Origin of the sequence: Bradyrhizobium sp. CCGUVB4N (genome assembly GCF_024199945.1) — a bacterium.
GTDB lineage: Bacteria > Pseudomonadota > Alphaproteobacteria > Rhizobiales > Xanthobacteraceae > Bradyrhizobium.
This window is the reverse complement of the sequence record NZ_JANADP010000001.1, coordinates 9,103,364-9,129,387: the sequence shown is the minus strand read 5'-3', so window position 1 is coordinate 9,129,387 and position 26,024 is coordinate 9,103,364. Positions and strand designations below refer to the sequence as shown.

26 protein-coding genes are annotated in these 26,024 nt (G+C 64.5%); 15 read left to right on the top strand and 11 right to left on the bottom strand.

Translation table 11 applies throughout. The annotated features are described in order from the left end of the window. Window positions 1-45 precede the first annotated feature (45 nt). The 3 genes from pcaH (at window position 46) to NLM31_RS42530 (ending at window position 2,506) form a co-directional block, all read left to right on the top strand. A complete protein-coding gene (gene pcaH / locus NLM31_RS42540; RefSeq protein WP_254196067.1) occupies window positions 46-747 on the top strand; it encodes a protocatechuate 3,4-dioxygenase subunit beta in 702 nt (233 codons plus the stop codon). Between the two features lies 1 nt (window position 748). After that, the gene (pcaG, locus tag NLM31_RS42535; RefSeq protein ID WP_254196066.1) at window positions 749-1,351 is read left to right on the top strand and encodes a protocatechuate 3,4-dioxygenase subunit alpha; all 603 of its coding nucleotides are present in this window, start codon (window positions 749-751) and stop codon (window positions 1,349-1,351) included. A 93-nt stretch (window positions 1,352-1,444) separates the two neighbouring features. Beyond that, window positions 1,445-2,506: an ecdysteroid 22-kinase family protein gene (locus tag NLM31_RS42530; RefSeq protein WP_254196065.1), complete on the top strand. Its 1,062-nt coding sequence runs from the start codon at window positions 1,445-1,447 to the stop codon at window positions 2,504-2,506. 90 nt (window positions 2,507-2,596) lie between these two features. Here the strand turns inward: NLM31_RS42530 and NLM31_RS42525 are convergent, their stop codons facing one another. From NLM31_RS42525 to NLM31_RS42515, 3 genes are read right to left on the bottom strand one after another with little or no spacing between them, the layout of a single operon-like run. Beyond that, a complete protein-coding gene (locus NLM31_RS42525) occupies window positions 2,597-4,144 on the bottom strand; it encodes an MDR family MFS transporter (protein ID WP_254196064.1) in 1,548 nt (515 codons plus the stop codon). Window positions 4,145-4,148: 4 nt separating this feature from the next. Further along, window positions 4,149-5,312: an HlyD family secretion protein gene (locus NLM31_RS42520; RefSeq protein WP_254196063.1), complete on the bottom strand. Its 1,164-nt coding sequence runs from the start codon at window positions 5,310-5,312 to the stop codon at window positions 4,149-4,151. Continuing rightward, entirely contained in the window at window positions 5,305-5,787 is a 483-nt protein-coding gene (locus NLM31_RS42515) for a MarR family winged helix-turn-helix transcriptional regulator (RefSeq protein ID WP_212303293.1), read from the bottom strand. The genes NLM31_RS42520 and NLM31_RS42515 overlap by 8 nt, the downstream gene beginning before the upstream one ends. A 156-nt stretch (window positions 5,788-5,943) precedes the next feature. On the opposite strand from NLM31_RS42515, the gene NLM31_RS42510 reads away from it, so the two are divergent. The 5 genes from NLM31_RS42510 to NLM31_RS42490 all read left to right on the top strand — a co-directional run bounded on the left by NLM31_RS42510 (window position 5,944) and on the right by NLM31_RS42490 (window position 10,575). After that, the gene (locus NLM31_RS42510; protein ID WP_254135098.1) at window positions 5,944-6,438 is read left to right on the top strand and encodes a Fur family transcriptional regulator; all 495 of its coding nucleotides are present in this window, start codon (window positions 5,944-5,946) and stop codon (window positions 6,436-6,438) included. 35 nt (window positions 6,439-6,473) lie between these two features. Then, complete coding sequence (locus NLM31_RS42505; RefSeq protein ID WP_254196356.1) at window positions 6,474-7,427, top strand: DMT family transporter; 954 nt, start codon at window positions 6,474-6,476, stop codon at window positions 7,425-7,427. Window positions 7,428-7,439: 12 nt separating this feature from the next. Then, window positions 7,440-8,723 carry a flavodoxin-dependent (E)-4-hydroxy-3-methylbut-2-enyl-diphosphate synthase gene (ispG, locus tag NLM31_RS42500; protein ID WP_254135097.1) on the top strand — a complete coding sequence of 428 codons (1,284 nt, stop codon included), beginning with the start codon at window positions 7,440-7,442 and terminating at the stop codon, window positions 8,721-8,723. 146 nt (window positions 8,724-8,869) lie between these two features. Then, entirely contained in the window at window positions 8,870-9,766 is an 897-nt protein-coding gene (locus NLM31_RS42495; protein ID WP_254196062.1) for a TauD/TfdA family dioxygenase, read from the top strand. 14 nt (window positions 9,767-9,780) lie between these two features. Further along, complete coding sequence (locus tag NLM31_RS42490) at window positions 9,781-10,575, top strand: N-acetylmuramoyl-L-alanine amidase (protein ID WP_375167566.1); 795 nt, start codon at window positions 9,781-9,783, stop codon at window positions 10,573-10,575. Between the two features lie 96 nt (window positions 10,576-10,671). On the opposite strand, the gene NLM31_RS42485 is transcribed toward NLM31_RS42490, so the two are convergent. The 3 genes from NLM31_RS42485 to NLM31_RS42475 all read right to left on the bottom strand — a co-directional run bounded on the left by NLM31_RS42485 (window position 10,672) and on the right by NLM31_RS42475 (window position 13,789). Beyond that, window positions 10,672-12,282 (bottom strand): Na+/H+ antiporter, encoded by a 1,611-nt coding sequence (locus tag NLM31_RS42485; RefSeq protein WP_254196061.1) that lies wholly within the window; start codon window positions 12,280-12,282, stop codon window positions 10,672-10,674. Between the two features lie 46 nt (window positions 12,283-12,328). Further along, a complete protein-coding gene (gene bla, locus NLM31_RS42480; protein ID WP_254196060.1) occupies window positions 12,329-13,186 on the bottom strand; it encodes a class A beta-lactamase in 858 nt (285 codons plus the stop codon). A gap of 228 nt (window positions 13,187-13,414) precedes the next feature. After that, window positions 13,415-13,789 carry a nuclear transport factor 2 family protein gene (locus NLM31_RS42475; RefSeq protein WP_015689302.1) on the bottom strand — a complete coding sequence of 125 codons (375 nt, stop codon included), beginning with the start codon at window positions 13,787-13,789 and terminating at the stop codon, window positions 13,415-13,417. A gap of 95 nt (window positions 13,790-13,884) precedes the next feature. Between NLM31_RS42475 and NLM31_RS42470 the strand changes: the two genes are divergently transcribed. Next, window positions 13,885-14,313 (top strand): GFA family protein, encoded by a 429-nt coding sequence (locus NLM31_RS42470; protein WP_254196059.1) that lies wholly within the window; start codon window positions 13,885-13,887, stop codon window positions 14,311-14,313. Window positions 14,314-14,495: 182 nt separating this feature from the next. Then, window positions 14,496-16,304 carry a caspase family protein gene (locus tag NLM31_RS42465; RefSeq protein WP_254196058.1) on the top strand — a complete coding sequence of 603 codons (1,809 nt, stop codon included), beginning with the start codon at window positions 14,496-14,498 and terminating at the stop codon, window positions 16,302-16,304. A gap of 54 nt (window positions 16,305-16,358) precedes the next feature. On the opposite strand, the gene NLM31_RS42460 is transcribed toward NLM31_RS42465, so the two are convergent. Beyond that, window positions 16,359-17,048 (bottom strand): DUF1345 domain-containing protein, encoded by a 690-nt coding sequence (locus NLM31_RS42460; protein WP_254196057.1) that lies wholly within the window; start codon window positions 17,046-17,048, stop codon window positions 16,359-16,361. A 9-nt stretch (window positions 17,049-17,057) separates the two neighbouring features. Next, window positions 17,058-17,981: a polyprenyl synthetase family protein gene (locus NLM31_RS42455; RefSeq protein WP_254135088.1), complete on the bottom strand. Its 924-nt coding sequence runs from the start codon at window positions 17,979-17,981 to the stop codon at window positions 17,058-17,060. A gap of 161 nt (window positions 17,982-18,142) precedes the next feature. Here NLM31_RS42455 and mtgA point away from each other — a divergent pair, with 161 nt between their 5' ends. From mtgA to NLM31_RS42440, 3 genes are all read left to right on the top strand, one after another. Continuing rightward, a complete protein-coding gene (gene mtgA / locus NLM31_RS42450; RefSeq protein WP_254196056.1) occupies window positions 18,143-18,817 on the top strand; it encodes a monofunctional biosynthetic peptidoglycan transglycosylase in 675 nt (224 codons plus the stop codon). A gap of 170 nt (window positions 18,818-18,987) precedes the next feature. Beyond that, the gene (gene rpmF / locus NLM31_RS42445; RefSeq protein WP_007598106.1) at window positions 18,988-19,170 is read left to right on the top strand and encodes a 50S ribosomal protein L32; all 183 of its coding nucleotides are present in this window, start codon (window positions 18,988-18,990) and stop codon (window positions 19,168-19,170) included. A 152-nt stretch (window positions 19,171-19,322) separates the two neighbouring features. Then, the gene (locus tag NLM31_RS42440) at window positions 19,323-19,964 is read left to right on the top strand and encodes a hypothetical protein (RefSeq protein WP_254135086.1); all 642 of its coding nucleotides are present in this window, start codon (window positions 19,323-19,325) and stop codon (window positions 19,962-19,964) included. 6 nt (window positions 19,965-19,970) lie between these two features. On the opposite strand, the gene NLM31_RS42435 is transcribed toward NLM31_RS42440, so the two are convergent. Further along, entirely contained in the window at window positions 19,971-20,231 is a 261-nt protein-coding gene (locus NLM31_RS42435) for a hypothetical protein (protein ID WP_254135566.1), read from the bottom strand. A 219-nt stretch (window positions 20,232-20,450) separates the two neighbouring features. Between NLM31_RS42435 and NLM31_RS42430 the strand changes: the two genes are divergently transcribed. After that, complete coding sequence (locus NLM31_RS42430) at window positions 20,451-22,145, top strand: bifunctional diguanylate cyclase/phosphodiesterase (protein WP_254196055.1); 1,695 nt, start codon at window positions 20,451-20,453, stop codon at window positions 22,143-22,145. A 16-nt stretch (window positions 22,146-22,161) separates the two neighbouring features. Here the strand turns inward: NLM31_RS42430 and NLM31_RS42425 are convergent, their stop codons facing one another. Continuing rightward, window positions 22,162-22,530 (bottom strand): antibiotic biosynthesis monooxygenase, encoded by a 369-nt coding sequence (locus tag NLM31_RS42425; protein WP_254196054.1) that lies wholly within the window; start codon window positions 22,528-22,530, stop codon window positions 22,162-22,164. Between the two features lie 97 nt (window positions 22,531-22,627). On the opposite strand from NLM31_RS42425, the gene NLM31_RS42420 reads away from it, so the two are divergent. Beyond that, window positions 22,628-23,092: a MarR family winged helix-turn-helix transcriptional regulator gene (locus tag NLM31_RS42420; RefSeq protein ID WP_254196053.1), complete on the top strand. Its 465-nt coding sequence runs from the start codon at window positions 22,628-22,630 to the stop codon at window positions 23,090-23,092. A gap of 12 nt (window positions 23,093-23,104) precedes the next feature. On the opposite strand, the gene NLM31_RS42415 is transcribed toward NLM31_RS42420, so the two are convergent. Continuing rightward, window positions 23,105-25,972 carry a PAS-domain containing protein gene (locus NLM31_RS42415; protein WP_254135082.1) on the bottom strand — a complete coding sequence of 956 codons (2,868 nt, stop codon included), beginning with the start codon at window positions 25,970-25,972 and terminating at the stop codon, window positions 23,105-23,107. Window positions 25,973-26,024: the final 52 nt, after the last annotated feature.

Genomic DNA, 26,024 nt, shown 5'->3' with positions numbered 1-26,024 from the left:
AAGCGTTGACCGGCTGGACCAAAATGGCCGGGGAGGAGTTCGCCAATGACATTCATCTATCCCACTGACAGCAACAAGGCGCATCCGCTGCCGCTGTCGCCCGACTACAAGAGCTCGATCAAGCGCGCGCCGAACAAGCCCCTGATCCCGATGCGGCACACGCTGTCGGAACTGACCGGCCCTGTCTACGGCCACGAGACCGTGCGCGACGGCGACAACGACCTCACCACCCAGCACACAGGCGAGCCGCTCGGCGAACGCATCATCGTGCACGGCCATGTCCGCGATGAAGACGGCCGCGGCGTGCCGAACTCGCTGGTCGAGATCTGGCAGGCCAATGCCTGCGGCCGCTACGTCCATGTCCGCGACCAGCACCCGGCGCCGCTCGATCCGAATTTTACCGGCGCGGGCCGCACCCAGAGCGACGCCTCCGGCTACTATCGCTTCGTCACCATCAAGCCCGGCGCCTATCCCTGGGGCAATCACCACAATGCCTGGCGCCCCGCCCACATCCATCTTTCGGTGTTTGGCCATTCCTTCGTCACGCGCCTCGTGACGCAGATGTATTTCCCGGGCGACCCGCTGTTCCCGTTCGACCCGATCTTCAACTCGGTGCCGGACGAGAAGGCGCGGATGCGCATGGTCTCGTCATTCGATCTGGAGAATACCAAGCCCGAATGGGCGCTGTGCTACCGCTTCGACATCGTGCTGCGCGGCAAGGATGCCACCCCTATGGAGAACCACTAACGTGCAGGACTCTGTGAAGCCCAACGGTATCACCCCCTCGCAGACCGTCGGTCCGTTCTTCAAATACGGCATGACGCCGACCGGCGAATACGCCTGGAATGACGCGTTCACCAACTCGACGCTGACGCCCGACGTCACGGGCGATCGCGTCCGCATCGAGGGCCGGGTGTTCGACGGCGACGGTGCCATCGTGCCGGACGCCATGCTGGAGATCTGGCAGGCGGACGCGCAGGGTCGCTACGCCGACCCGCAGGACAAGCGCGCATTGCCGAACGCCAGCTTCCGCGGCTTCGCCCGCTGCGGCACCGACAAGGACGGCAATTACTCCTTCGACACCGTCAAGCCGGGTGCGGTGCCAGATCCCGATGGCAAGCCGCAGGCGCCGCATGTCGTTCTGGCGGTGTTCGCGCGCGGCATGCTGCGGCATCTCTATACCCGCATCTATTTCTCTGACGAGGCCGGCAACGCCGCCGATCCCGTGCTGGGATTGGTGCCGGCCGACCGCCGCGCCACGCTGATCGCGGTGCGCGAGGCCGGCAAAGCGGTCTACAAGCTCGACCTGCGCCTGCAGGGCGACAACGAGACGGTGTTCTTCGACGTGTGACGTCTTGCCGTCTTCCTGTGAAGGCGGCTGTCGCGCGCTGGCGCTTCCCGGTGTGATCATGCAGTATGGCTGCGGCACCGGGGGGCGCGATTCATGACATCCTCACAACTGCCGGCGGTTGCTGAACCCGGTTACCTCACGGCCGCGCTGCGCAAGGCCGGCGCGCTGGATGCCGGTGCCGTGCGCGAGGTGAAGGTGCTGCACGAACGCGACACGGTCGTGTCGCACATCACCCGGCTCGGCCTGCGCTATGTCGGGGAATCCGGCGGCTCGCCGCAGACGCTGATCCTCAAGACGCCGCATGCCGACTTCGCCAAGACGCTCGCCAATGGCGGCCGGCACGAGCTGGACTTCTATACGAAGCTCGCACCGCGCATGCCGCGGGGGTTGGTGCCGCGCTGCTTCGACGGGCGTTTCGACGAGGACACCCTCAACTGGCATCTCCTGCTTGAAGATCTCACCGATAGTCATGAGCTTGCGACCGTGCCGACGCTGCCGCCGTCGCGAGATCAGTCCACGGCCATCGTCACGACGTTGGCGGGCATGCATGCGACGTGGTGGAATCATGCCGACCTCGGCGAGACCGTCGGCACCTGGGCAAGCGCCGAGGATAGCGCGGCGCATTTGGAGACGTTCGCCGGTCACTACGATCGCTTCGCCGATGAACTCGGCGATCGCCTGAGTGAGGAACGACGCATTCTCTATCGCCGGCTCATCGAACAGTCGGCCCGTCTGTCGCAGCGCTATCATTCGCGGCGCCACATCAGCATTGTCCATGGCGACGCGCATACCTGGAATTTCCTGCTGCCGCGCGCGGGCGTCGCCGACACCGTGCGCATCTTCGATTTCGATCTGTGGGGCATCAATGTGCCCACCAACGACCTTGCCTACATGATGGCGATCCAATGGTATCCGGATCGCAGGCAGGCGCTCGAGCGGGCGCTGCTGAATCGCTACCACGAGACGCTGCTCGCACATGGCGTGACCGGCTACACACGCGGCGCGCTCGACCAGGATTATCGCTGGTCGGTGCTCTGGCACATCACCAAGCCGGTCTGGCAATGGGCGATCAACGTCCCGCCAGGGATCTGGTGGAACAATCTGGAGCGGGTGATGATGGCGGTCGAGGATCTCGGCTGCGAGGAGTTGTTGTAGGGGCTGTTGGAGCACGACGGCAGTTCAACAACTCCGGTGTCGTCCCGGCGAAGGGCGGAACGACAGGGGAGACTGCGGCTCGACCGCGTCCTACTCCATCACCGCGTGTTCCGGCGCCGCCTGCTTGCGCAGCGTGGCCTTGGTCGAGCCGATCATCAGCGCCAGCGGGATGGTGCAGAGGATGAAGAACATCACGAGCTGATAGTCGTGCGCGAACGCGATGATCTGTGACTGCACACTGACCATGCGGTCGGCCATGGCGCGGCCGGCGTCGGTGGAGAGGTTGATCATGCCGCGCACGTCGGGCATCTGGAGCGCGTGGTTGAACGGATTGATGTGCTCCGACAGGATCGCGTAGGTCTTGCGGGTGCCCTGCGTCAGCTGGGCGATCACGATGGAGATGCCGACCGAGCTTGCGACGTTGCGCAAGAGTGTCAGCATCGAGGTGCCGTCGGTGCGCAGATGATTCGGCAGCGTCAGGAACGACACAGTCGAGAGCGGCACGAAGACCAGGCCGAAGCCAAAGCCCTGGATCACGCTGACGATGATGATCTCCGGTACCTGGGTCTGGTCGGTCCAGCCGGTCATCTGGAACAGTGAGGCCGCCGTCAGCGACAGGCCGCAGATGATCAGCGTGCGGGCCTCGATGTAGCGCATGATACGGCCGACCATCATCATGGCAAAGAAGGTGCCGAAGCCGCGGCTCGCGAGCAGGCCGCCGGCGGTCATGATGGGATAGCCGATGACGTTTTGCAGGTAGGGCGAGGCCAGCGCCATGGTCGAGTACAGCACGAGGCCCATCACGGTCATGAAGATGCAACCGGTGAGGAAGTTGCGATCCCTGAATAGCGCGAACTGGATGAAGGGCCGCGACGTCGTGAACGAGTGCGCGAAGAAGTAGTAGAAGGCGATGCCCGAGATCACGAACTCGGTCACGATCTCGACCGACTCGAACCAGTCGAGCTGCTCGCCGCGATCGAGCGCGAGTTGAAGTGCGCCGATCCCGATCGCCAGTGCGCCAAAGCCGAACCAGTCGAACTTCAGGCTGAGATTCTTGTCGGTCTCGTCCATGAAGACGGCGAGCCCGAGCACGGTGATCGCGCCGAACGGCAGGTTGACGAAGAACACCCAGTGCCAGGAATAGCTCTCGGTCAGCCAGGCCCCCAGCGACGGGCCCATGATCGGCCCCATCATCACGCCCATGCCCCAGATCGACATGGCGGTCGCGCGTTCCTGCAGCGTGTAATAGTCGAGCATCACCGCCTGCGACAGCGGCACCAGCGCCGCGCCGAACACGCCCTGCAGCAGGCGGAACAGCACCATCTGGTTGATGTCCTGCGCAAGTCCGCACAGCACGGAGGCCAGCGTGAAGCCGGCCGAACAGATGATGAAGATGCGCTTGCGGCCGTAGCGATTGGCGATCCAGCCCACCGGCGCCGTCATGATGGCGGCGGCGACGATGTAGGAGGTCAGCACCCAGTTGATCTGGTCCTGCGACGCCGACAGCGTGCCCTGCATGTAGGGCAGCGCGACGTTGGCGATCGTGGTGTCAAGCGCCTGCATGATGGTCGCCGTCATGGCGCAGATCGTCACCATGTTCCGGCGCAGGCCGGGGACCATCAGGCTGGCATTGGACATCGACTCAGTCCTTGTCTTGATTTGCCGTGGCTGACAGGCCGAGCAGGCCGGCGAGCGAACGCTGGTGGCCGGTGTCGATGGTGGCATAGACGCTCATGCCGGCCTTCAGCTTCTTCACGTATTTGTCGCTCTCGTCGAAATAGATCCGGATCGGCACGCGCTGCACCACCTTGACGAAGTTACCGGTGGCGTTCTGCGGCGGCAGGATCGCGAACTGCGCGCCGGTGCCGGGGGAGAGCGAACCGATCTTGCCCTTGAAGACGTGGTTCGGGAACGCGTCGACCTCGAGGGTCACCGGCTGTCCTTCGGTGACGAACGTCAGGTCGCTCTCCTTCGGATTGGCGTCGACCCAGGGATGGGCGATGTCGATGACGGAAAACACAGCTGTGCCGGCGGCGACGTAGCGGCCGAGCTGGATCTGTTCGACCTGGGTCGCCACACCATCCATCGATGCGCGCACCACGGTATGATCGAGATTGCGCTCGGCATTGTCGAGCTTGGACTTGGCGGAAACGTAAGGCGGGAATTTATCGAGCGGCAGGTCGGTGTCGCCGAGCAGCTGGGTCTTGGCGGTCGAGATCTGCTGCTTGACGTATTGCGCGATCGAACCGGACGTGACCAGCGCGTTCGAGGCGTTGTCGAGATCGAGCTGCGAGCCGTAGCTGTTCTTCACCAGCGCCTGCTTGCGCTCGACGTCGCGCTGCTTCAGGTCGACGCCCTGCTGGGCGAGGTTGAGCATGTCGCCGTAGATCTTGATGTTGGCGCGCAGGTTGTCATAGGTCGTCTGCGCCTGCATCAGCTGCGCTTTGGCCTCGTCCACCGCGAGGCGGAACGGGACGGGATCAATCTCGAACAGCACGTCACCCTGCTTGACGAGCTGGCCTTCCTTGACGACGACCTTCTCGATCTTGCCGGAGATGTCCGGCGTCACCAGCACCTTCTGCGCGCCGACATAGGCATCGTCGGTGCCGACATAGCGGCCGCCATGGAGATAGAAGGTCAGGCCGGCGATGACGGCGACGACGGGCAGCACCACCATCAGCAGGAAGCGGCGATAGCGGCGCAGGCCGGCGACGAAGCGGCGGCGCGGGTCGGTACCGGCCTTCTTGGTCGGCTTGCCGCTGTCGATCTTCTGCTCGGGCTGGAATTTGAGAACCTGATCAGCCATAGCGCTGCTCCTTACGCGCTTGTTCCGCTCCAGACGTCTGGATCGCGGTACGCACGTTTTCCTTGATGGTTTCGAGTTGTGTGAGAAGGCGGTGGGCGTCCGCCGGGCTGATGCCGTCGAGCGCGTTCGCCGTGAGTTCCGACTTCAGGCCGCTCATCCTGCCCAGCAGAGCGCGGCCGGCCTTCTTCAGATAAAGGCGCTTGACGCGGCGGTCCGAGGCGTCGCTGCGGCGCTCGATCCAGTCGCTGTCGCACAGCTTGTCGATCAGCCGCGTCAGCGTGATCGGCTGCATCTCCAGCAGCTCGGCGAGTTCCGACTGTTTCATGCCCTCGCTGCGCTCGACCTTGGCCAGCACCGCCCATTGCGCGCGGGTGATGCCGAAGCGCGAGGCCTCCTTGTCGGCATAGACGCGCAAGAGGCGGTAGAGTTCGCCGAGCGTGAACAGGAAATTCTGGTCGACAGACCCGCGGGTCATGAGCTTGGTCTCCAATAAGCTAGGATATAATAAGCAAGCTTATGATTATTTCATGGCGGAAGAACGCGATGCTGTCCCGCAGCAAAAGCATGGCTGACCGCCGCCGCATTGGTCGTGCTTTGGGTTCCCCGGCCGAAATGCTAGAAGGCGGGCCGGATGACCCTCGCAAAGCCGGCATTTCCGACGCCCGACCATGATCACGGCCGCTGCACCGCGGACGCGCTGGCGCATGCGGAAGCGGTCTGCGAGCAGCGGGCGCAGAAATTCACGCCGATCCGGCGCCAGGTGCTGGGCGCGCTGCTCTCCAGCCATCGTCCGCTTGGAGCCTATGAGGTGATCGACGAGCTCGCCAAGTCGATGGCGCGACCGGCGCCGATCACGGTCTACCGTGCGCTCGATTTTTTGATGGCGAACGGCCTCGTGCACCGCATCGAAAGTCGCAACGCCTATCTCGCCTGCGCCGCCCACGACCATGACGCGACCTCGGCGGTCGCGTTCCTGATCTGTGAGCGCTGCGGTCTGGTCGGCGAGATCCCGTCAGGCTCCTTTGCCAAGGAACTCAACGCCGCGGCGCGCGCCTCGGGCTTCGCACCAAAGCTGTCCGTGGTGGAGATCACGGGTGTTTGCACCCATTGTCAGAAAACCTCTTGAAGCAACAACGGCGCAAAGCCGGACCCCGGGAAGAAATGTCCTCACCTCAAGCCAACCTGTCCGCCGCACGTCCCCTTAGTGCCGGCGCCATTGCGCTGATGCTGATGCTGTGCCTGACTTGGGCCTTCAATCAGATCGCGATCAAGCTGGTGCTGCCGGATGTCCCACCGATGCTGCAGGCGATGATCCGCTCGATGGGCGCGCTGCCGGTTCTGTTCATCATCGGCACCGTGCGCGGCGTCAAATTCTTCGAGCGTGACGGCACATGGAAGCCCGGCCTGATCGCCGGGCTGATGTTCGGCATCGAGTTCGTGCTGATTTTCCAGGGCCTGCGCCTCACTTCCGCGTCACGCGCTGTCGTGTTTCTTTACACTGCGCCATTCTTTGTCGCGCTCGGCTCCTATCAGGTGCTCGGCGAGCGCCTGGGCAGCACGCAATGGCTGGGGCTGGGGATCAGCTTTGCCGGGGTGGCGCTTGCGATCGGCGTGCCGCAGGCCAATGTCGACTCACAGGTTCTGCTCGGCGATCTCATGGTTGTTGGCGGCGCTTCACTTTGGGCTGCGACCACGCTGGTCGCCAAGGCGACGCGGCTGCGCTTCGCGGCGCCCGAAAAGGCGCTCGGCTATCAGGTCGCGACCTCGATCCCGATCCTGGGTGCGGCTGCCTGGCTGTCCGGAGAATCCATCACCCACACCCCGTCGCCGCTGTCGTTCGCCTTGATGGCCTTCCAGGCCATCTGGGTGGTTGGAACCACGTTCACGCTTTGGTTCGCGCTGGTGAAGGCCTATTCGGCCAGCAAATTGTCGGCTTTTACCTTCATCACCCCTTTGTTTGGCGTGGTGGGTAGCTATTTCATCATGCACGATCACCTGAGCCTGGCGTTCGGGGCGGCAGCCGTCCTTGTAATTGCTGGGCTTTTTCTGGTTAACCGTCCGAGCCAAACGGCGGCGGCGCCAGCTGATGCATTGCTGAACGTCACCAAAACCTGATATTTGGACCCCATGAACAAGCTCGAAAACCCTCTCGATTCCGACATCGCAGGCCCGGCGCCGCGTCACCGGACCACCCAGGTCAAGGTTGGCAACGTCGCCGTCGGCGGCGGCGCGCCGATCGTCGTGCAGTCGATGACCAACACCGACACTGCCGACATCGACGGCACCATCGCCCAGGTCGCAGCGCTCGCGCGCGCTGGCTCCGAAATGGTCCGCATCACCGTGGACCGCGAGGAAGCCGCTGCCGCCGTTCCGCACATCCGTGACGGCCTGGCCAAGCGTGGCATCACCACGCCCTTGATCGGCGACTTCCACTACATCGGCCACAAGCTGCTCGCGGCCTATCCGGCCTGCGCCGAAGCACTGGCCAAGTACCGCATCAATCCCGGCAATGTCGGCTTCAAGGACAAGCGCGACACCCAGTTCGCCGACATCATCGAGATCGCGAACAAGAACGGCAAGCCGGTCCGCATCGGCGCCAATTGGGGCTCGCTCGACCAGGAACTGCTGACCAAGCTGATGGACGAGAACGCCGCGTCCGCCAATCCGCGCGACGTGCGCGCGGTGACGCGCGAGGCGATGGTGCAGTCCGCGCTGCTCTCGGCCGCGCGTGCCGAAGAGCTCGGCATGCCCAAGGATCGCATCATCCTCTCCGCAAAGGTCTCGGCGGTGCAGGATCTCATCGCGGTCTATCAGGATCTCGCCAGCCGCTCCGACTACGCCATCCATCTCGGCTTGACTGAGGCTGGCATGGGCTCGAAAGGTATCGTGGCGTCCTCGGCCGCGCTCGGCATCCTCTTGCAGCAGGGTATCGGCGACACCATCCGCATCTCGCTGACGCCGGAGCCCGGTGGTGACCGCACCCGTGAGGTGCAGGTCGGCCAGGAGCTGCTGCAGACCATGGGCTTCCGCACCTTCGTGCCGCTGGTTGCGGCGTGCCCCGGTTGCGGCCGCACCACCTCGACCACGTTCCAGGAGCTGGCCAGCTCGATCCAGGAATTCATCCGCGACGAGATGCCGGGCTGGAAGAGCAAATATCCCGGCGTGGAAGAGCTCAACGTCGCGGTGATGGGCTGCATCGTCAACGGCCCCGGCGAATCCAAGCACGCCAATATCGGCATCTCGCTGCCGGGCACCGGCGAAGCGCCGGCCGCGCCCGTCTTCGTCGATGGCAAGAAGTTCCGCACGCTGCGTGGTCCAACCATCTCCGCCGACTTCAAGGCGCTGGTGATCGACTACATCGACCAGAAGTATGGCCAGGGTGCCAAGGTGCCGGTATCGGCGGCGGAGTAATCGTCTCCGACATATCGGAATCGTAGGGCGGATTAGCGCAAGCGTAATCCGCCTTATTTTTTGCGGGACGAAGTGGCGGGTTACGCTTCGCTAACCCGCCCTACATTGCTACCATGCTCCCAATCAGAACGATCGGGAGAACCGCCATGAGCTCGCTATCCGGCAAGCAAGGCCCGCGCTACCGCCATGCGGCTGAAGACGGTGCTCCTTACGAGACCATCGCGGTCGAAAAGCTCACCCCGATCATCGGTGCGGAAATCTCCGGCGTCGATATCGGCGCGCTGGTCGAGGGCGACGCCCGCTCCAACCGGCAGATGGACGAGATCCACCGCGCGCTCGCCGAAAACCTCGTGATCTTCTTCCGCGACCAGGAGATCACGCCGAAGCAGCATCTCGCTTTCGGCCGCAAATTCGGCGAGCTGCATTTTCATCCCGCCGCACCGCATGAGGATGAAGACCCCGCGCTGATGAAGATCTATGCCGACAAGAATTCGCCGCGCGCCAACGGCGAGGGCTGGCATTCCGACGTCTCCTGCGATCTCGAACCGCCGATGGGCTCGATCCTCTACATCAAGCAGTGTCCGCCGCGCGGCGGCGACACGCTGTTCGCCAACATGTACGCGGCCTATGAAGCCCTGTCCGATCGCATGAAAGCCTATCTCGACGGCCTGACCGCGCTGCATGACGGCGAGCCGATCTATCGCGGGCTCTACGCCAATTACGGCGTCGCTGATCGTCCGTCCTATCCGAATGCCGAGCATCCGGTGGTGCGCACCCATCCGGTGACGGGCAAGAAGGCGCTCTACGTCAACCGCGGCTTCACCCGCCACATCAACGGCATCCCGCGCGACGAGAGCGATGCGATGCTCGCCTATCTCTATCAGCACGCCGAAAACCCGCTGTTCCAGTGCCGCTTTCGCTGGACCGAGAACGCCATCGCCTTCTGGGACAACCGCTGCACCCAGCACCGCGCGATGTGGGACTACTGGCCGCATACGCGCTCGGGCACGCGCGTGACGGTGAAGGGGGAACGGCCGGTGTGAAAATATCGTGGCGCATCACCGCCGCTATTGCTGTTTCGCTGATCTCGCTTTTGGCTTTGCCAACTGATCAGGGCAAGGCGGCCGGGGCGCGGAAGGCCGGAAGGGCCAAGATCAAGCCGCCGGCGCCGGAGCCATGCGAGCCGCGCAAATTCAGGATCATCCTCGATGTCGGGCACACCTCGGAATCGCAGGGCGCGACCAGTGCGCGCAACGATGTGGAGTTCGGCTTCAACCTGCATTTGACGCGGCTGATCGGAGAGCGCTTGAAGTCGGCGGGCTTTGCTGCGACCCGCGTGCTGGTGACCGACGGCAAGGCGCGGCCAAGCCTGCTCAAGCGTGTCGGCACTGCGAGCGCCGCGCATGCCGATTTTTTCCTGTCGATCCACCATGATTCCGTGCCGGACAAGATGCTCGAGCCATGGGAGTTCGAAGGCGCCAGGAGTTATTTCAGCGATCGCTTCAGCGGCCATTCGCTGTTCGTGTCCGAGCGCAATCCGCGTTTTGCCGCCAGCCTCGCCTTCGCCCGGTTGTTGGGCCGGGAGTTGAAGGAGAAGGGTCTGCAATACGCGACCCAATACAGCCTGCCGGTGATGGGGCGTTACCGGCATCCATTGCTCGACAAGGATGTCGGCGTCTACCGCTATGACGGGCTCGTCGTGCTCTCGCAGACCCGAAGTGCCGCGGTGCTGCTGGAAGCCGGCTCCATCATCAACCGCGATGAGGAGATGGCAATGAACTCGCCGGAGCGGCAGGAGCTGATCGCGACGGCCGTTGTGACGGCAATGCGGGCGTATTGCGAAAGACGGTAATTTGCTTCGTTGCTGCGGCACCCGTCATTGCGAGCGCAGCGAAGCAATCCAGAATCTTTCCGCGGGAGCAATCTGGATCCTCCCAATGACGAGAATCTACAGCGGCGCGCCCTGATACTCCCGGTTCGCCAGGCTCGCCTCTTCCAGATCCAGATCGCGTTCGATCCTCCGTCGCGTCTCGTCGGTGATCTGGCCGTCGCGGAGCAGGTCGTGGATGAATTTGCGTTCGGCGGCGATCAGCTCGCGGGTCAGTGCGGTGCCTGCGGCGGAGACGTCGTGGCGGGCGGGATCGAGTGAGTCAGGAAGCTGGTTGACCCGGATCTCGTGGCGCGCGCGCAGCAGCCGCATCACTTCATCCGAGACCTCTTTCTCTTCGGTCAACGCATCCAGCGACTTCAGTGCGGCGTCGAGCGCCTGGCGCCGTGCCGCGATCTCGGCCTCGTGCTCGGCGACATGCTCGTTGCGGCCGGCTTCCGCGATGCCGAGCCAGCGGACCACCGGCGGCAGCGTCAGGCCGACGCCGATCAGGGTGATGAAGATGACGCCGAAGGCCACGAACAGGATCAAATCGCGATACGGGAAGGCATTGCCATCAGGCAGCGTGAATGGCAGCGCCAGTGCGGCGGCCAGCGACACCGCGCCGCGCACGCCGGTGAAGGCGAGTGCGAACGGCCATTGCCAGGGCGGCGACGGATCGCGCTTGCGCAACGATTTGCTCAGCATCCGCGGCAGATAGGTCGCAGGATAGAGCCAGGTGAAGCGCGCCAGAACGATGATGGTCATGACCAATACGGTCGCGATCATGATGTCGTCGAGCGGGAACGCTTTTGACTTTTCATAGAGCGCCCGCATCTGGAAGCCCGTGAGCAGGAACAGCAGACCTTCGATCAGATAGATGATGAGGTCCCAGAAGAAGATGCCTTGCAGGCGCGTCGACGCCGAGATCAGCAACGGCCCGTTCCAGCTCACATAAAGGCCGCAGGCGACGGTGGCGATCACGCCGGAGCCGCCGACATGTTCGGGCAGCCAGTAGGACACGTAGGGCGTGATCAACGACAACGTCAGCTCGACCCGCGGCTCGCAGGACCATTTGCGGAAGCGCAGCGAAAGCCAGCCGACGCCGATGCCGAAGGCGATCTCGCCGGCGACGATGAGGGAAAATTCGCCGGCCGCCAGCGGCAGCGAGAAATGCCCGACCATGATCGCCGCGAGCGCGAAGCGGTACAGGATCAGCGCGGTGGCGTCGTTGGCAAGCCCTTCGCCCTCGAGGATGACCAGGAGCCGGCGCGGCATGTTCAGCCGGCGCGCGATCGCGAGCGGCGCCACCACGTCGGGCGGTGCGACGATGGCGCCCAGGAGGAAGCCGACGCTCCAGGGCAGGCCGATCACGTAATGCGTCGCAGCCGCAACAAGCGCCGCGGTGAAGATGACCGCGCCGACTGCGAGCAGCACAATGGGGCGCAGATTGTTCCTGAACTCGCGCCAGCTCATTGCGACGCTCGCCGAGTAGATCAGCGGCGGCAGCACCATCAGCAGCACCAGTTCCGGCGGCAGTTCCACCGGCGGCATGCCCGGCACGAAAGCGAGGCCGACGCCGGAGAGCATCAGCAAAATGGCAGGCGCCAGGTTGAAGCGCCGTGCGACCAGCGCGGTGCCAGCCAGCACCGTGAGCAGGATGAGAAAGGTCTGGAATTTCGCTGCGATCATGGCCTGTCTTGGCCCGGAAGCGGCCAAGAGGTCAATGCGAAGCGGCTTACGCCAGTCGTTCGGCCACCATGCGCCCGATGCGGGTGAACACCGCCTCGATCTGTGTGGGGTTCGGCGTGCCGCCCTGGGTATAGGCCGCGATCAGGATCGGCGTATCGGGCTTGGGCCAGGCGACCGCGATATCGCCGGATGCGTCCTTGCCGTTGTTGCCGGTCTTGTCGCCGATCTTCCAGCCGGCCGGCAGGCCGCCGCGCAGCCGGTTCGCGCCGGTCTTGCAGCCCACCATCCAGTCGGTGAGCTGGGCCCGTGAAGCCGGCGACAGCGCTTCGCCCGTGACGAGCCGCTTGAGATTGCCGGCCATCGCTGCCGGCGTCGTGGTGTCATGGGGATCGCCGGGCGGTGAGCGGTTCAGCTCGGGCTCGTTGTGGTCGAGCCGCGAGGTGGTGTCGCCGATCGACCGCCAGAACGCCGTGAGCGCGGCGGGGCCGCCGATCCGTGCGAGCAGCAGATTGGCGCAGGTGTTGTCACTGAGCTCGACGATCGCCTTGCACATGTCCGCGACCGACATCGTGCCGGCCGACAGGTTTTGCTTTGCAACCGGTGCGTACTCCAGCAGGTCGGCCTTGCCATAAGGGACCATCGCGGCCAGTTTCTCCTCGCCGCGTTCGACCCGTGCCAGCACGCAAGCCGCGAGCGAAGCCTTGAATGTCGAGCACATCACGAAGCGTTCGTCGGCCCGCCAGGTGAGCTTCGCGCCGGTGGTGAGATTCTCCGCGTAGACCCCGATCCGCCCGCCGCTTTCGCGCTCGTAGGATTCGAGTTCAGGCGGCGCGTCCGCAGCGAGAGCCGGAGAGGCGGCCATCCAGCACAGCGAGGCGAGCAGGGAACGACGGTCGAGCAGCATGGGGGGACTTTCGGGAAGAGCAGGGGGTGGAGTGAGGGGCAAGGGACGCGCTATCCGCGCCGTCATTGCGAGCGAAGCGAAGCAATCCAGAATCTTTTCAGCGGAATGACTCTGGATTGCTTCGTCGCAAGAGCTCCTCGCAATGACGTGTGGCGAGAGTTGGGCTCGCAATGACGGCGGATTTGAGAGGAGGGCCGAGGACCACGAGAATCCGTCGGCTAAGGTCCCTCACTCCTTCAGGTCATACCGATACGATTTCGACACGATCTGCCAACCGTCGGCGAGCTTCATGGCCACCAGATAATCCGTGAAGAAGCGTGGCGGCAGCTGGCATCTGACCTTGATGAAGGCGGTCTTGTCATCCGAGCGGTCGATGGTGACGATGAAATCCTCGCGCGGTTTGCCCTCCGCCTTGGCCGAGGCGCGTTTGCGCACGCGGTCGAGCCAGTCGGGCACGGTGAGCACCTGCAGTTCGCCCTTTTCGACCCAGCGCAGATCGGCGGACGGATGGAAGATGGCGCCGAGCTTTTCGGCGTCGCCCTCGTAGAGCCCGTCGAAATAGGATTGCACGACGGCTTCGACGCTCGAACGATTCTGGCTCATGGGTCATCCCTTTGAATGATGGCGCGCCGCGAACTTAGTGGTACGCATCGAATTGCGCTATGGGTGTCCTCCGCAATTTGTGCCAGGGCACCGTCATGACCGGATCAGAAAAATCGAACGCTCGCATCCTTGTCGGCGAATGTTATTGCCGCGCTGTCCGCTACGAGGTGGCGGACGCGTTTTCCTATGCGCTGAACTGCCACTGCTCGAACTGCCGCCGGACCACCGGTTCCGCCTTCAAGCCGTTCGCCGGCGTCGAATACAGCCAGCTCCGCCTCGTTGCGGGCGAGGATCAGCGGATGATCTACGGGGACGATACCACTCATGACGCGCACTGCGCCCGCTGCGGGTCGCTGCTCTATTCCCGGGTCCGCCAAGGAAAATGGGCCCATGTCGCCATGGGAACCCTGGTCGATGCCCCCTCGATCCGCCCCAGCGCCCATATTTTCGTGGGCTCCAAGGCGCCGTGGCACGAGATCACGGACGACCTGCCGCAATACCGGGGGCATATCGGGGATGGCTAGGGAGCGCCGGCCCGCGCGCATTTCGGCGGCGAACCGTCAACCGCCTGGTGCGACTAATGAAAGAGGTTCCTCGGCTGGTCGCCGCCGCGGTCTTCGTGACCTCCATCACAAGCGCGGGCGCTGGATTTTGCTAAGGCTGTCCCTGAGGGTGTGAACTGCCCCGAATTCCTGGAAGTCGTGTCATGCGCAATTTTTTCAGACTTTGCCCGTTTCTCCTCGCCATCGCGCTGATGTTCGGCGCCGGGCCCGCCTTCGCCGGAAAGCGCGTCGCGCTGGTGCTCGCCAACTCGGCCTATCAGCACGCGCCCTCGCTCGCCAATCCCGTCAATGACGGTTCGGTGATGGCGAAGACGCTGAAGGATGCCGGCTTCGATGTCGTCGATTCGCGTCACGATCTGACCGCGCTCGACACGCGGCGCGTGCTGCGCGACTTCGCTGATTCAACCCGCGATGCCGATATCGCCGTCGTCTACTATGCCGGCCACGGCATCGAGGTCGAAGGCTCCAACTATCTGATTCCGGTCGATGCCAAACTCGAGCGCGACACCGATGTCTATGACGAGGCGCTCTCGCTCGATCGCGTTCTGGTCGCAGTCGAGCCGGCGAAGCAGCTTCGCCTAGTGATCCTCGATGCCTGCCGGGACAATCCGTTCGGCAGGACCATGAAGCGCACGTTGGCCTCCCGCGGCATCGGCCGTGGCCTGGCCCAGGTCGAGCCGACCAGCTCCAATACGCTGATCGCCTATTCTGCCAAGGCCGGCTTCACGGCGCAGGATGGCGACGGCGCCAACAGCCCGTTCACGATCGCGCTGTCGAAGCATCTGACGACGCCGGGCCTCGACGTTCGCCGCGCCTTCGGTTTCGTGCGCGACGACGTGCTCAAATCGACCGGCAACAAGCAGGAGCCGTTCGTTTACGGTTCGCTCGGCGGCGAAGACGTGCCGCTGGTGCCGGTGAAAGCCGCGCCCGTGGCCGCGGTCGCGCCCGTCGTGAATCCGCAGGCCGATATGCGCCGCGACTACGAGCTCGCGCTCCAGGTCGGCAACAAGCCGGCGTGGGAGGCCTTCCTGGCCCAGCACCCGGACGGCTTCTATGCGAACCTTGCCAAGCTTCAGCTCGACAAGATCCAGGCCGAGCAGGCTCATGCGGCGGCGATCGAGAAGGCGAAGCAGGCCGACGCCGAACGCGACCGTCTCGCCGCCCTCGGGGCCCAGAAAGATGCCCAGGCCAAGGCTGTTGCCGACGCGAAGGCCGCCGAGCAGGCCCAGCTTGCCGCGCAGAAGGCCAAGGAGCAGGCACAGCAGCAGGCTGCGGCCGCCGAGCAGCAGCGCGTCAATCTCGCCGCCACGGCACCGAGCGCTGCGCCGGCCAGCACGGCGAGCCCTGCCGGCACCAATGTCGCCGCGCTGACGCCGACTGCCACGCCGGCCGATCTCAGTCGCTCGGTGCAGACCGAGCTTGGCCGCGTCGGCTGTTTCTCCGGTCAGGCTGACGGCAATTGGAGCACGTCCTCGCAGCGGTCGCTGTCGCAGTTCAACCGCTATGCCGGCACCAAGCTCGACGTGAAGGTCGCAAGCACGGATGCGCTCGACACGGTCAAGTCAAAGCAGTCCCGCGTCTGCCCGCTGGTTTGCGATCACGGCTTCAAGCCCGACGGTGACAAGTGCACCAAGATCGTCTGCGGCGACGGCTATGTGCTGAACGACGACAATGAATGCGAGAAGCAGCGTGCCGCCAAGCCGGCCAAGCCTGCAACGGCCAAGCGAGACGACGGCGATGATCGTCCCGCGCGGCAGCGTCGTCAGTCCGGTGGCGCGGCCGCTGGAGCGGCAGGCGGCATCGCTGCAGCCGGCGCGGGTCGCGCCTCGGGCGGCGGGGGACAGATTTTCTGCAACGACCTGCTCTGCCGTCCGGTCAAGCCCGGCTGCCACCTCGTGTATCGCGGTGGCGGCGGCCCTCACGTTGATGCCAATGCCGAGGTCTGCAACTGAGAGCGCTGCTCCCCCTGACATCGTTCCGGCGAAGCCGGGACAATGTCGCGGGGATCACGTCGCAATCGCGCTCGCCGCGATGTTCACCGTCAGCGCCAGCAGCGCCGTGTTGTAGATGAAGGACACGATGCCATGCGCCGTAGCGGTGCGGCGGATGGTCTTGTCGGTGATGCCGACATCGGAGACCTGCGCGGTCATGCCGATCACGAACGAGAAGTAGACGAAGTCCCAATAGTCGGCGTGATCTTCCTTGTCGCCGCTCGGAAACTGCAATCCGCCCGCCGGATGGCGGTAATAATCATGGGCGTAGTGCAACGCGAAGGTGGTGTGCACGGCGGCCCAGGACAGCGCGATGGTCGCGATCGCGATCGTCAGCTCCGCGGCGCCACGGTGCGGCGTGCCGAGCTCGGAGACGATCGCGGCAATGCTGGCGAATGCGCCGATCGCCGTCACCAGCAGGATCACGAAGCGGCCGTCGTCCTGCATCGCGGCGCTACGGCGGATGTGCTGATGGTCGTTGCACAACATCATGCTGTAGACCAGCACGAGATAGACCGCGATCAGCGCATCCCAGCCGAACAGCAGCCGCGTTACCAGCCGGTTCGAACCGGGGACGAGCAGGCAGACGAGGATGCCGACGCCGAGCGAGATGAAGGTCCGCGGCCGCGCGTAGATCAGCCGCATGGGCCGCGACATCTGGCGGAAGCGGACGAGGACGGGGTCTTCTTTGCCCTCGGCCGCCATCGATACGCGTCAGTTCTTGCGTTCGGCGACGAAGCGCGCTGCGGCCTGCAGCACGGCGGCGCGATCGCCGAAGATCGAGACCGCGCTGTCGGCGCGGGCGAGCAGATCCCGCACGCGCTGCTTGGCGCCTTCGATGCCGAGCTGGGTGACGAAAGTGGTCTTGCCGAGCGCGGCATCGGCGCCGGCCGGCTTGCCGAGCGCTGCCGCATCGCCCTCGACGTCGAGCAGATCGTCGGCGATCTGGAAGGCTTCACCGAGCGCACGGCCGTAATCGTCGAGCGCCTGGTATTCTTTCTGCGAGGCCTGGCCGAGAATCGCGCCGGCGATGCAGCCATAGCGCAGCAGCGCGCCGGTCTTCATCTGCTGAATACGGGCGACATCGATCGGCTCGTTGCCGCCAAAACGGCCTTCGCCGGCGAGATCGAGGATCTGGCCGCCGACCATGCCGCCGATGCCGGCGCAGCGCGCCAGCGCGCGCGTCAACAGCAACCGCACATTGGCGTCGCGATGGATCTCGTCGCGGGTGACGATGTCGAAGGCGATCGTCAGAAGGCCGTCGCCGGCGAGGATCGCGGTGGCGTCGTCGGTGTGCTTGTGCAGGGTGGGGCGGCCACGGCGCAGGTCCGAATTGTCCATTGCCGGCAGATCGTCATGGATCAGCGAATAGCAGTGGATACACTCGAGCGCGGCACCCACGAGCAGCGCCGCTTCGCGGGGAACGCCGAACACGGCCGCGCTCTCGACCACCAGGAACGGCCGCAGGCGCTTGCCGCCATTCAGGCTCGAATAGCGCATTGCGTCCATCAGTCGCTTGGGACGGGCGATCTCATCGTGCAGGATGTCGTCCGACAGGAGGCGCCCGAGCAGGGCTTCGGTGTCATCAGCGGTCTTGTCCAGGCGTTTGGCGAAATCGGACGGGGACGTGCCGGTCATCAAGAAAGGCTCCAGAACTAAAATTCGGCGGGACAATCCTTTATGAGCCGGCCCCAGTCAATCGTTTGGAAGGCCTAAAAAGTGCTGGAAAAGGCCCGAATTATCACAGACTTAATGGCGGGATTCGCGGCCAGGTTTCAATTTGCGCCGGAAAGGTCGATTTGCGCGTCGTCAAAATCCTGCTGGTGATGGTCGTGGTCGCGATGCTGGCGCCCTATGTGATCGCGCCATTCTACCGCGCCGGCCATCCGGTTTCGACGCTGATGGCCTGGCGCTCGCTGACGGGCGCGCCGATGCATCGGGAATGGATCGATCTGGCGGCGATGTCGCCATATGTGCCTCGCTCGGTCGTGGCGGCCGAGGACGCCCATTTCTGCAAGCACCACGGCATCGACTGGGGCGCGCTGCGCGAGGCCATCGACGACGCCAAGGAGGACGGGACGCCGTTCCGCGGTGCCTCCACCATCACCCAGCAGGTCGCGAAAAACCTGTTCCTCTGGCAGGGACGCGATTTCGTCCGCAAGGCGCTGGAATTCCCGCTGGCGCTCTGGATCGATTTCGTGCTGCCCAAGCCGCGGATCCTGGAAATTTACCTTAACATCGCCGAGCTCGGCCCGCAGGGCCAGTTTGGGGTGGAGGCGGGCAGCGCCTACGCCTTCGGCAAGTCGGCTGCCAACCTCTCGCCCCGGGAAGCGGCCCTTTTGGCCTCGATCCTGCCGAATCCGGTCAAACGCAGCGCCAGGACCCCGGGACCGGGCGTCCGGCGGCTGGCCGGGACCTATGTGGCGAGGGCACAGGCCTCCTCGCTTTTGACGTGCTGGCGGGAAAATCGCTGATTTCGGGCCCTTTTCGGGCGCATTTTCCGTCCCAGAACCCTAGATTTACGGCCAGCCTTCCTCTATAAGCCCGGCCTTGATCGGCATTCAGCTCGCCTCGGTTTGCGGGTGCTGAGCCGTCCCTTCGCGGACGATGCCCGGATGAACACCAATCCCTAGAGGATATTGAAATGGCCGTTCCGAGACGAAAAACTTCGCCGTCGCGCCGTGGCATGCGCCGCTCGGCAGACGCCATCAAGAAGCCGACCTATGTGGAAGACAAGGACTCCGGCGAGCTCCGTCGTCCGCATCATCTCGACCTCAAGACCGGCATGTACAAGGGCCGTCAGGTCCTGAAGAAGAAAGAGTCCTGAGACTCTTCTCAGGCAGGGTTATCCTCAATCAGGATGACGTGACCTGCCTGATTTCGGCCAATCCATGAGATATGACGGTGACGGCGGCGGAGCAAATGCTTCGCCGTCGCATTGTCTTGCCCGAACATATTGATCGAGAAGGCGCTTTGCCGATGGTCGGTTTCCCGCTGCTTCTGATTCCGCTCGCGGTCTACAACATCATCGCCTTCCTGATGCCCAGCGTGTCCTTCTCGGACGTGCTGTTCAAGGTGCCGATGATCACCGGCGAGACCTGGCCGGTGACGCTCGCCGATCTCCTGCTGGCGCTCGGCGTGCTGTTGCTGCTGCTCGAAGTGGTCAAGGGCGCGCGGCCCGGCGCAAAGTTCCTGATGGATCACCTGCTGTCGCTGATCCTGTTCGGTGCGGCCGCGGCCGAATTCGTGATGTGGCCCAAATTCGGCAACTCCACCTACTTCCTGCTGGTGTTGCTCGCGATGGCCGATTTCCTCGGCGGCATCGCCCAGCGCACGCGCCGCCGTATCACCTATGTCGCTGCGGAGACGGTGGCGGTGCCGCGCAAGTCGAAGCGTCAGGCCGAGGCGCCGCCGCCGGCAACAGTGTTCGAGCCGAAGCTCAATCCCGTGCCCGCACCGCAGCCTGAACCGCCGCCCGCGCCCTCGGCGCAATCGGTTGCCGAATCCGTTCTGATGGATCATCCCGCGCCGAAGCCGGGCATCATGCCGTCGCCGGAAATTCCCTCGCCGCATTTGCAGCCGGGCAACGGCACGCCGCCCTCGCCTGAAGAGCCACGCTGATCGGCGTTACGCGACCTGACGCGTGCGTGAGGTGACGCTGGGAAGCGGGCATTTGCCGCCATAGGCCATGCGCGCGTCCTCGGACGAGCCGCGACGTAGCCGGCTTGCCTGAGGCAGGTGCTCGGCATTGGCGATCAGCTGGGTGACGAAGCTCGGATCGGGGCGCGTCAGCGGTACCTTGCGGACCAACTGCAAAACGGGCGTCAGCGGTACCAGCGCGGTACTCGCTTCCCGCGTTGTCTCTTCGATCTGGTCCGCATTCACCATCGCAACACCGCTGATCCGGTTGAACTGGCGCGTTTTGGGACGCTCGCGCCGGTGCATGTGATGGTCTCGCAAGGCCTATGCCGGTCGAGCCTATTCCGTTCCAGGGCGTCCGGAAACGTGGTTTCCAAATTGTTTATGAACTTTGCCTAGGGTCGAGGGCGAATCTGGCCGTATTCTGTGCCGGCTCAGGACTCACCGCTGTCCCGAAACGAGGCGCTTTTGACCCCCGCATTGCCGCAAGCCTCCGAAATCCTGGCCGCTCTCGGTCAGGCCGTGTTCGTCTGGGATATCGCGAGCGACGCCATTGTCTGGGGCGAGCAGGTCGGCGCCATCTTTCCCGGCATTCCCGCCGAGCGCCTCGCGACCGGCGCCGAGTTCGCCAGGCTGATCGAGCCCGCGCAGACGGCGCGGAGCGCGGCGCTGGCGCAGACATCTCCCGTGCACGGCACCGACGGCACGCCCTACCGGGTCGAATATGGCGTGCGCATGAGCGCCTCCGATCCTGTGGTCTGGATCGAGGAGACCGGCCGCTGGTTCGCCGGTGCCGACGGCCGCCCAATGCGCGCGATCGGCTCTGTCCGCATCAACAATGAGCGGCGCGCCCGTGACGAGGAGCTGACCAAGCTTGCCCGGCTTGATCCCCTCACGAGCGAACTCAATCGCTCTCACCTGATCGCGGCGCTGGCCGAAGCGATCGAGGAAACGACCCGCTTCCGCTCGACCGCAGCCTTCATGTTGGTCGGCATCGATCATCTTGCCCGCGTCAACGACGCTTTCGGCTTCGACGTGGCCGATGCCGTGATCCTCGACGTCGCCAAGCGCATTCGCGCGCGTTTACGCGGTGGTGACGTGCTCGGCCGGTTCTCCGGCAACAAGTTCGGCCTCATCCTGAAGAACTGCACCGTCGACGACATGAACGTTGCCGCGGAGCGCTTTCTCGCCGGCGTCCGTGACGAGGTGGTGCCGACCAGATCCGGCCCGGTCTCGGTCACCGTCTCGATCGGTGCGGTCAGCCTGCCGCGCTATGCCCGCAATACCGACGAGGCCATCAACCGCGCCCACGAGACGCTGGATGCCGCCAAGCGCCGTCGCGCCGGCTCGTTCGCCACCTGGCGTCCGAATGCCGAGCGCGATGCGCAGCGCCGCGTCAACATTCGCGTCACCGACGAGATCGTCACCGCGCTCAACGAGCGGCGCATCAAGCTTGCTTACGAGCCGGTGGTATCGGCTGCCACGCGCGAGGGCGCGTTCCACGAATGCCTGGTGCGGATGGACCAGGGCGACGGCCAGGTGCTGCTCGCGCCCGACATCGTTCCGGTCGCCGAGCGGCTCGGCCTCATCCGTCTGGTCGATCACCGCGTGCTCGAGCTCGTGGTTGCCGAGCTCGCGGCCGCCCCCGACATCCGCCTCAGCCTCAACATCTCGCCTGACACCACGATGGATCCCGATTGGTGGGCCGGAATCGAATCGCTGATGCGCGCCCATCCCGGCGTCGCCGAGCGGCTGATCGTCGAGATCACCGAGACGGTTGCGATCCAGGACATCGACGACGTCCGCGCCTTCGTCAGCCGCCTCAAGAATTTCGGCAGCAGAATCGCGATCGACGATTTCGGCGCCGGCTACACCTCGTTCCGCAATTTGCGCAAGCTCGGCGTGGACATCGTCAAGATCGACGGCGCCTTCGTCCAGAACATCACGCATTCCGCCGACGACCGCGCCTTCGTGCAGACCCTGATCGACCTCGCCCGCCGCCTCGACATCAAGACCGTCGCCGAATGGGTGCAGGACGAGGAGGCCGCCAACATGCTGCGCGACTGGGGCTGCGACTACATCCAGGGCCGCCTGATCGGGCTGGCGTCAGCCGAGCGCCCGTGGTGCCCGCCGCCGGACAGTGCGCTGCCCGCGGCAAGCTAACACCCTACGTTTGCGGCTACGCCACGCAGACCCCGGGTACCGCGACCTTCTGGAACAGATGCGGGCTTGCCACCGCCGACGCCGGATAGACCGCGATCTTCGCGCGGAATTCCGGGTGCGTGAACGCCGCGCGGAAATGCGCGTTGGATTCCCAGACCGCATAATTGAGATAGGTCGGGCTGTCGCCGACGGCACGGTGGAGCTGGGTCGAGATGAAGCCCGGTTGCCGCTTCATGAAAGCCGCATCGTCCTGCCAGCTCGTCAGGAAGCTCTGTTCATCCGCCGCATCCAGCGTGAACAAATTGACCAGCACCACGGGGCCGGCGTCGAGCGCGATCTGGCGGTCGATCGGGAAGCTCGGGTCGAGCGGACGCATCTGGGGCATGGCATCACTCCATTCAATTTGGTATCATCATGTCAATTCGACAAGGTGTGACATAGATATTTGACATGATGATGTCAATACGGGGTAATCATTACAAATGACCAGGACCAGACGCACCCCTTCCGGCGAGGCCCTGACCGGCTTCATCCTCGATCTGTTCCGCGCGAATGGCCTGCTTTTGACCGCCGGTGACCGGCTGGTGGCCTCGCTGGGGCTCACCAGCGCACGCTGGCAGATCCTGGGCGCGATCGTCGGTGCCGAGCGCCCGGAGCCGGTGGCCTGGCTGGCGCGCAATCTTGGCGCCAACCGCCAGAACGTGCAGCGGATCGTCAACGACCTCGCCCGGGACGGCCTCGTCGAGTTTGAGACCAATCCGCATCACCGCCGGGCACAGCTCGTGGTGCTCACCGACAAGGGCAGGCAGGTCTACGATGCAGCCGGTCGGCTCCAGGTTCCGTGGGTCAATGGATTGGCAGATGGCTTGTCAGTGAAGGAGATCGAGACGACTCATCGCGTGATCAGTGTTCTGCGCGATCGGCTCGGCGGAGCCGGCGAGGACTGATTGCGTCGCGCCTCACGCCACGCGGCGGACCGCGCCTAGCGTCTCGATGGTGAGTCCTACCTCGGCTGCCGGGCAGGGCTTGCCGAAATAGTATCCCTGCACCGCGGTGCAGCCGCATTCCCTGACGAATTCGAGCTGTTCCACCGTCTCGACACCCTCCGCCGTTGTCTCGACGCCGAGCACGGAGCCGAGGCTCGCGATGGTGCGAACGATGGCGACGCTCTCGGGGCTTTCGCCGAGCGTGCCGACGAAGGAGCGGTCGATCTTGATGCGATCGAACGGGAATTTGCGCAAGTAACTCAGCGAAGAGTAGCCGACGCCGAAATCGTCGAGACTGACGCGCACGCCGAGGGCACGGAGCTGGTGCAGGATTTCGATCGTCGCCTCGCTGTCATCGAGCAGCGCCGTCTCGGTGACCTCGAGCTCGAGCCGCTGCGGCGGCAGGCCGGCTTCTGCAAGCGCGCTCGTCACCATCGCCACCAGTCCGCGCGAACGGAACTGCACCGGCGACAAATTGACCGCGACCGTGACATCCGGCCACGAGGCCGCCGTGGCGCAGGCCGTACGCAGCACCCATTCACCGATCGGAACGATCAGCCCGTTCTCTTCGGCGATCGGAATGAATTCGGCCGGCGAGACCAGGCCACGCGACGGATGCTTCCAGCGCAGCAGCGCCTCGAAGCCGGTCAGCTCGGTGGTGTCGAGCCGCACCTGCGGCTGGAACACCAGATGGAATTGGTTGGCTTCCAGCGCGCCGCGCAGGTCGTGCTCCAGCGCATGCCGGCTGCGCGCCTCTTCTTCCATTTCAGGCTCGAACAGCTGATAGGCGCCGCGCCCCTTGGCCTTGGCCTGGTAGAGCGCGAGATCGGCGCATTTCATCAGTTCGTCGGCGTCGAGGCCGTGGTCGGGCGCGATCGCGATGCCGACGGAGACGCCGACATGGATCGACTGGCTCTCCAGCGGCGGCGGATGGCCGATGATCTCGACCAGGCGTCGAGCAAGCCGCTCCGCGGATTGCGGCTGCGGTCCGCGCTGCAGCACGGCGAACTCGTCGCCGCCGAGACGGGCGACAGTGTCGTGCTCGCCGACATTCTCCTTCAGCCGTGCTGCGACCCAGCGCAGCAGGCGGTCGCCGGCGGCGTGGCCGAGCCGGTCGTTGACGGTCTTGAAATTGTCGAGGTCGAAGCAGAGCACGGCCATCGCGCCGCCGGCGATCGCGACCTGGTTCAGCCCCTCGCCCATCTTCTCGCGGAACAGCGTGCGGTTGGGCAGGTCGGTGAGGGAATCGTGCTGCGCCATGTGCGCGACCCGGGCCTGGGCCTTGTGACGCTCGGTGACATCCTCATAGGTGACGACCCAGCCGCCATGCTCCATCCGCTTGTGGTTCAGCTTGATGATGCGGCCGTCGCTCAGATGGCGGTGCAGCGTGTGCTCGCCCTCGCGCAGCCGCTCGACATAGTCGGCATAGATCTTGGCGGCGGTGGTGTTCGGATGGATGCCGAGATCGCAGCTGTGCTCCATGATCTCGCGCATCGAGACGCCGGGCTTCACAATGTCGGGCGACAGGCCGTACATCTCGATGTAGCGGCGGTTGCAGACGATCACGTGCAGGCTTGCATCGAGCATGCACAGGCCCTGGCTCATGTTGTTCAGCGCCGCGTCGAAGCGGCGATACTGCTCGCTCAGCTCCTCGACCGCGCGTTCGCGCTCGGTGATGTCCTCATAGGTGGCGACGAAGCCGCCCTCGGGCAGCGCGCAATAGCGAACCGAGATCACCGTGTCGTTGGTCATGCTTCGCCGCATCGGCGAGGAATCGCGGTTCGCGATCCGGGTGCGGGCGGTTTCCAGGATCTGCTGCGGGCTGTATTCGGAGGAGAAGGCGCCGTTCGCCATCGAGCGTTCGATCAGCTCGGCGAGATGTGTGCCGGGCTTGCTCTCCTCCGGCGACAGCCGGTAGATCTCCTGGTAGGTGGAATTACAGGTGCGCAGGCGCATGTCGCTGTCGTAGAACGCGAGCCCATGCGCCATGTTTTCGAGCGCGGCATCCAGCATGAGGTTCTGCTGCTTCAGCGTCTCTTCGTGCTGCAGCCGCTCGGTGACGTCTTCATGCACGGTAACCCAGCCGCCGTCGGGCATGAACCGGGATACGGCCTGGACCCTGCGGCCGTCATAGCGCGTCACGAGAACGGTTTTCGGGCTCCTGGTCCGGACGTCGTTGATCCGGGCATCGCGGAACTCCTCTCCGGACATGTCCGCTCTGTTGCCGCGCGACAGCCAGTGGTCGATGGCGGTGCTGTGCGCGACACCCGGTTTCACGACGTTGCGGTCGAGGTTGTAGAATTGCAAGAACCGCTCGTTGCAGACGACGATGCGGCTATTGGCATCATACATGATCAGGCCGTGCGACATGTGCGCGAGCGCATGCTGGCTGCGTTCGGTCTGGAGTTGCAGCTCGGTCTCAAGTCGGGCGAGGCGGCTGACATCGTCGCAGATCGTCATCCAGCCACCGCCGGGAAGCGGCTTCAGTTCGAGCGTGATGACAAGGCCGCTGGCGAGCGTTTGCCGGGTCTGGAACGGCTTGCCGGCCGCGATCAATGCGATCCGTGAAGCATAGAGCGCGTCGAGTTCATCCGCTGGAATGTTTCCGCGCGCCATGCTGTGGGCAAGCACGTCGCGATAGCTCGTTCCGAGCCGAACGATGTCGGGCGACATGTTGAACAGCGTCAGGTAGCGTGTATTGACCAGCACGATCCGGTTATCGGCGTCGTAGACACAGACGCCCTGTTCCATGCCATCGAGTGCAAGCTGGCTCAGCCCAAGCAGGCCGTCCTGGCCTTGCTCGCGGCGTGCACCGAGCTCGCTGTCGCTTGTCGACGTCATGGGATCAGTGGATCTCGGCGGAAATAGACTTAACGCAACGTCATTCAGCCAC

Bases quoted from the DNA above. Each gene is read 5' to 3' on its own strand.
- NLM31_RS42415 (WP_254135082.1), bottom strand. From the start codon at position 25,972: ATGACGTCGACAAGCGACAGCGAGCTCGGTGCACGCCGCGAGCAAGGC.
- NLM31_RS42505 (WP_254196356.1), top strand. From the start codon at position 6,474: ATGTCCTCACCTCAAGCCAACCTGTCCGCCGCACGTCCCCTTAGTGCC.
- NLM31_RS42455 (WP_254135088.1), bottom strand. From the start codon at position 17,981: ATGACCGGCACGTCCCCGTCCGATTTCGCCAAACGCCTGGACAAGACC.
- bla (WP_254196060.1), bottom strand. From the start codon at position 13,186: ATGCTGCTCGACCGTCGTTCCCTGCTCGCCTCGCTGTGCTGGATGGCC.
- NLM31_RS42485 (WP_254196061.1), bottom strand. From the start codon at position 12,282: ATGATCGCAGCGAAATTCCAGACCTTTCTCATCCTGCTCACGGTGCTG.
- NLM31_RS42520 (WP_254196063.1), bottom strand. From the start codon at position 5,312: ATGGCTGATCAGGTTCTCAAATTCCAGCCCGAGCAGAAGATCGACAGC.
- pcaH (WP_254196067.1), top strand. From the start codon at position 46: ATGACATTCATCTATCCCACTGACAGCAACAAGGCGCATCCGCTGCCG.
- NLM31_RS42440 (WP_254135086.1), top strand. From the start codon at position 19,323: ATGGTCGGTTTCCCGCTGCTTCTGATTCCGCTCGCGGTCTACAACATC.
- NLM31_RS42420 (WP_254196053.1), top strand. From the start codon at position 22,628: ATGACCAGGACCAGACGCACCCCTTCCGGCGAGGCCCTGACCGGCTTC.
- NLM31_RS42435 (WP_254135566.1), bottom strand. From the start codon at position 20,231: ATGGTGAATGCGGACCAGATCGAAGAGACAACGCGGGAAGCGAGTACC.
- NLM31_RS42530 (WP_254196065.1), top strand. From the start codon at position 1,445: ATGACATCCTCACAACTGCCGGCGGTTGCTGAACCCGGTTACCTCACG.
- ispG (WP_254135097.1), top strand. From the start codon at position 7,440: ATGAACAAGCTCGAAAACCCTCTCGATTCCGACATCGCAGGCCCGGCG.
- NLM31_RS42475 (WP_015689302.1), bottom strand. From the start codon at position 13,789: ATGAGCCAGAATCGTTCGAGCGTCGAAGCCGTCGTGCAATCCTATTTC.
- NLM31_RS42425 (WP_254196054.1), bottom strand. From the start codon at position 22,530: ATGCCCCAGATGCGTCCGCTCGACCCGAGCTTCCCGATCGACCGCCAG.
- NLM31_RS42525 (WP_254196064.1), bottom strand. From the start codon at position 4,144: ATGTCCAATGCCAGCCTGATGGTCCCCGGCCTGCGCCGGAACATGGTG.
- NLM31_RS42470 (WP_254196059.1), top strand. From the start codon at position 13,885: ATGACCGGATCAGAAAAATCGAACGCTCGCATCCTTGTCGGCGAATGT.
- NLM31_RS42460 (WP_254196057.1), bottom strand. From the start codon at position 17,048: ATGGCGGCCGAGGGCAAAGAAGACCCCGTCCTCGTCCGCTTCCGCCAG.
- NLM31_RS42510 (WP_254135098.1), top strand. From the start codon at position 5,944: ATGACCCTCGCAAAGCCGGCATTTCCGACGCCCGACCATGATCACGGC.
- rpmF (WP_007598106.1), top strand. From the start codon at position 18,988: ATGGCCGTTCCGAGACGAAAAACTTCGCCGTCGCGCCGTGGCATGCGC.
- NLM31_RS42495 (WP_254196062.1), top strand. From the start codon at position 8,870: ATGAGCTCGCTATCCGGCAAGCAAGGCCCGCGCTACCGCCATGCGGCT.
- NLM31_RS42465 (WP_254196058.1), top strand. From the start codon at position 14,496: ATGCGCAATTTTTTCAGACTTTGCCCGTTTCTCCTCGCCATCGCGCTG.
- NLM31_RS42515 (WP_212303293.1), bottom strand. From the start codon at position 5,787: ATGACCCGCGGGTCTGTCGACCAGAATTTCCTGTTCACGCTCGGCGAA.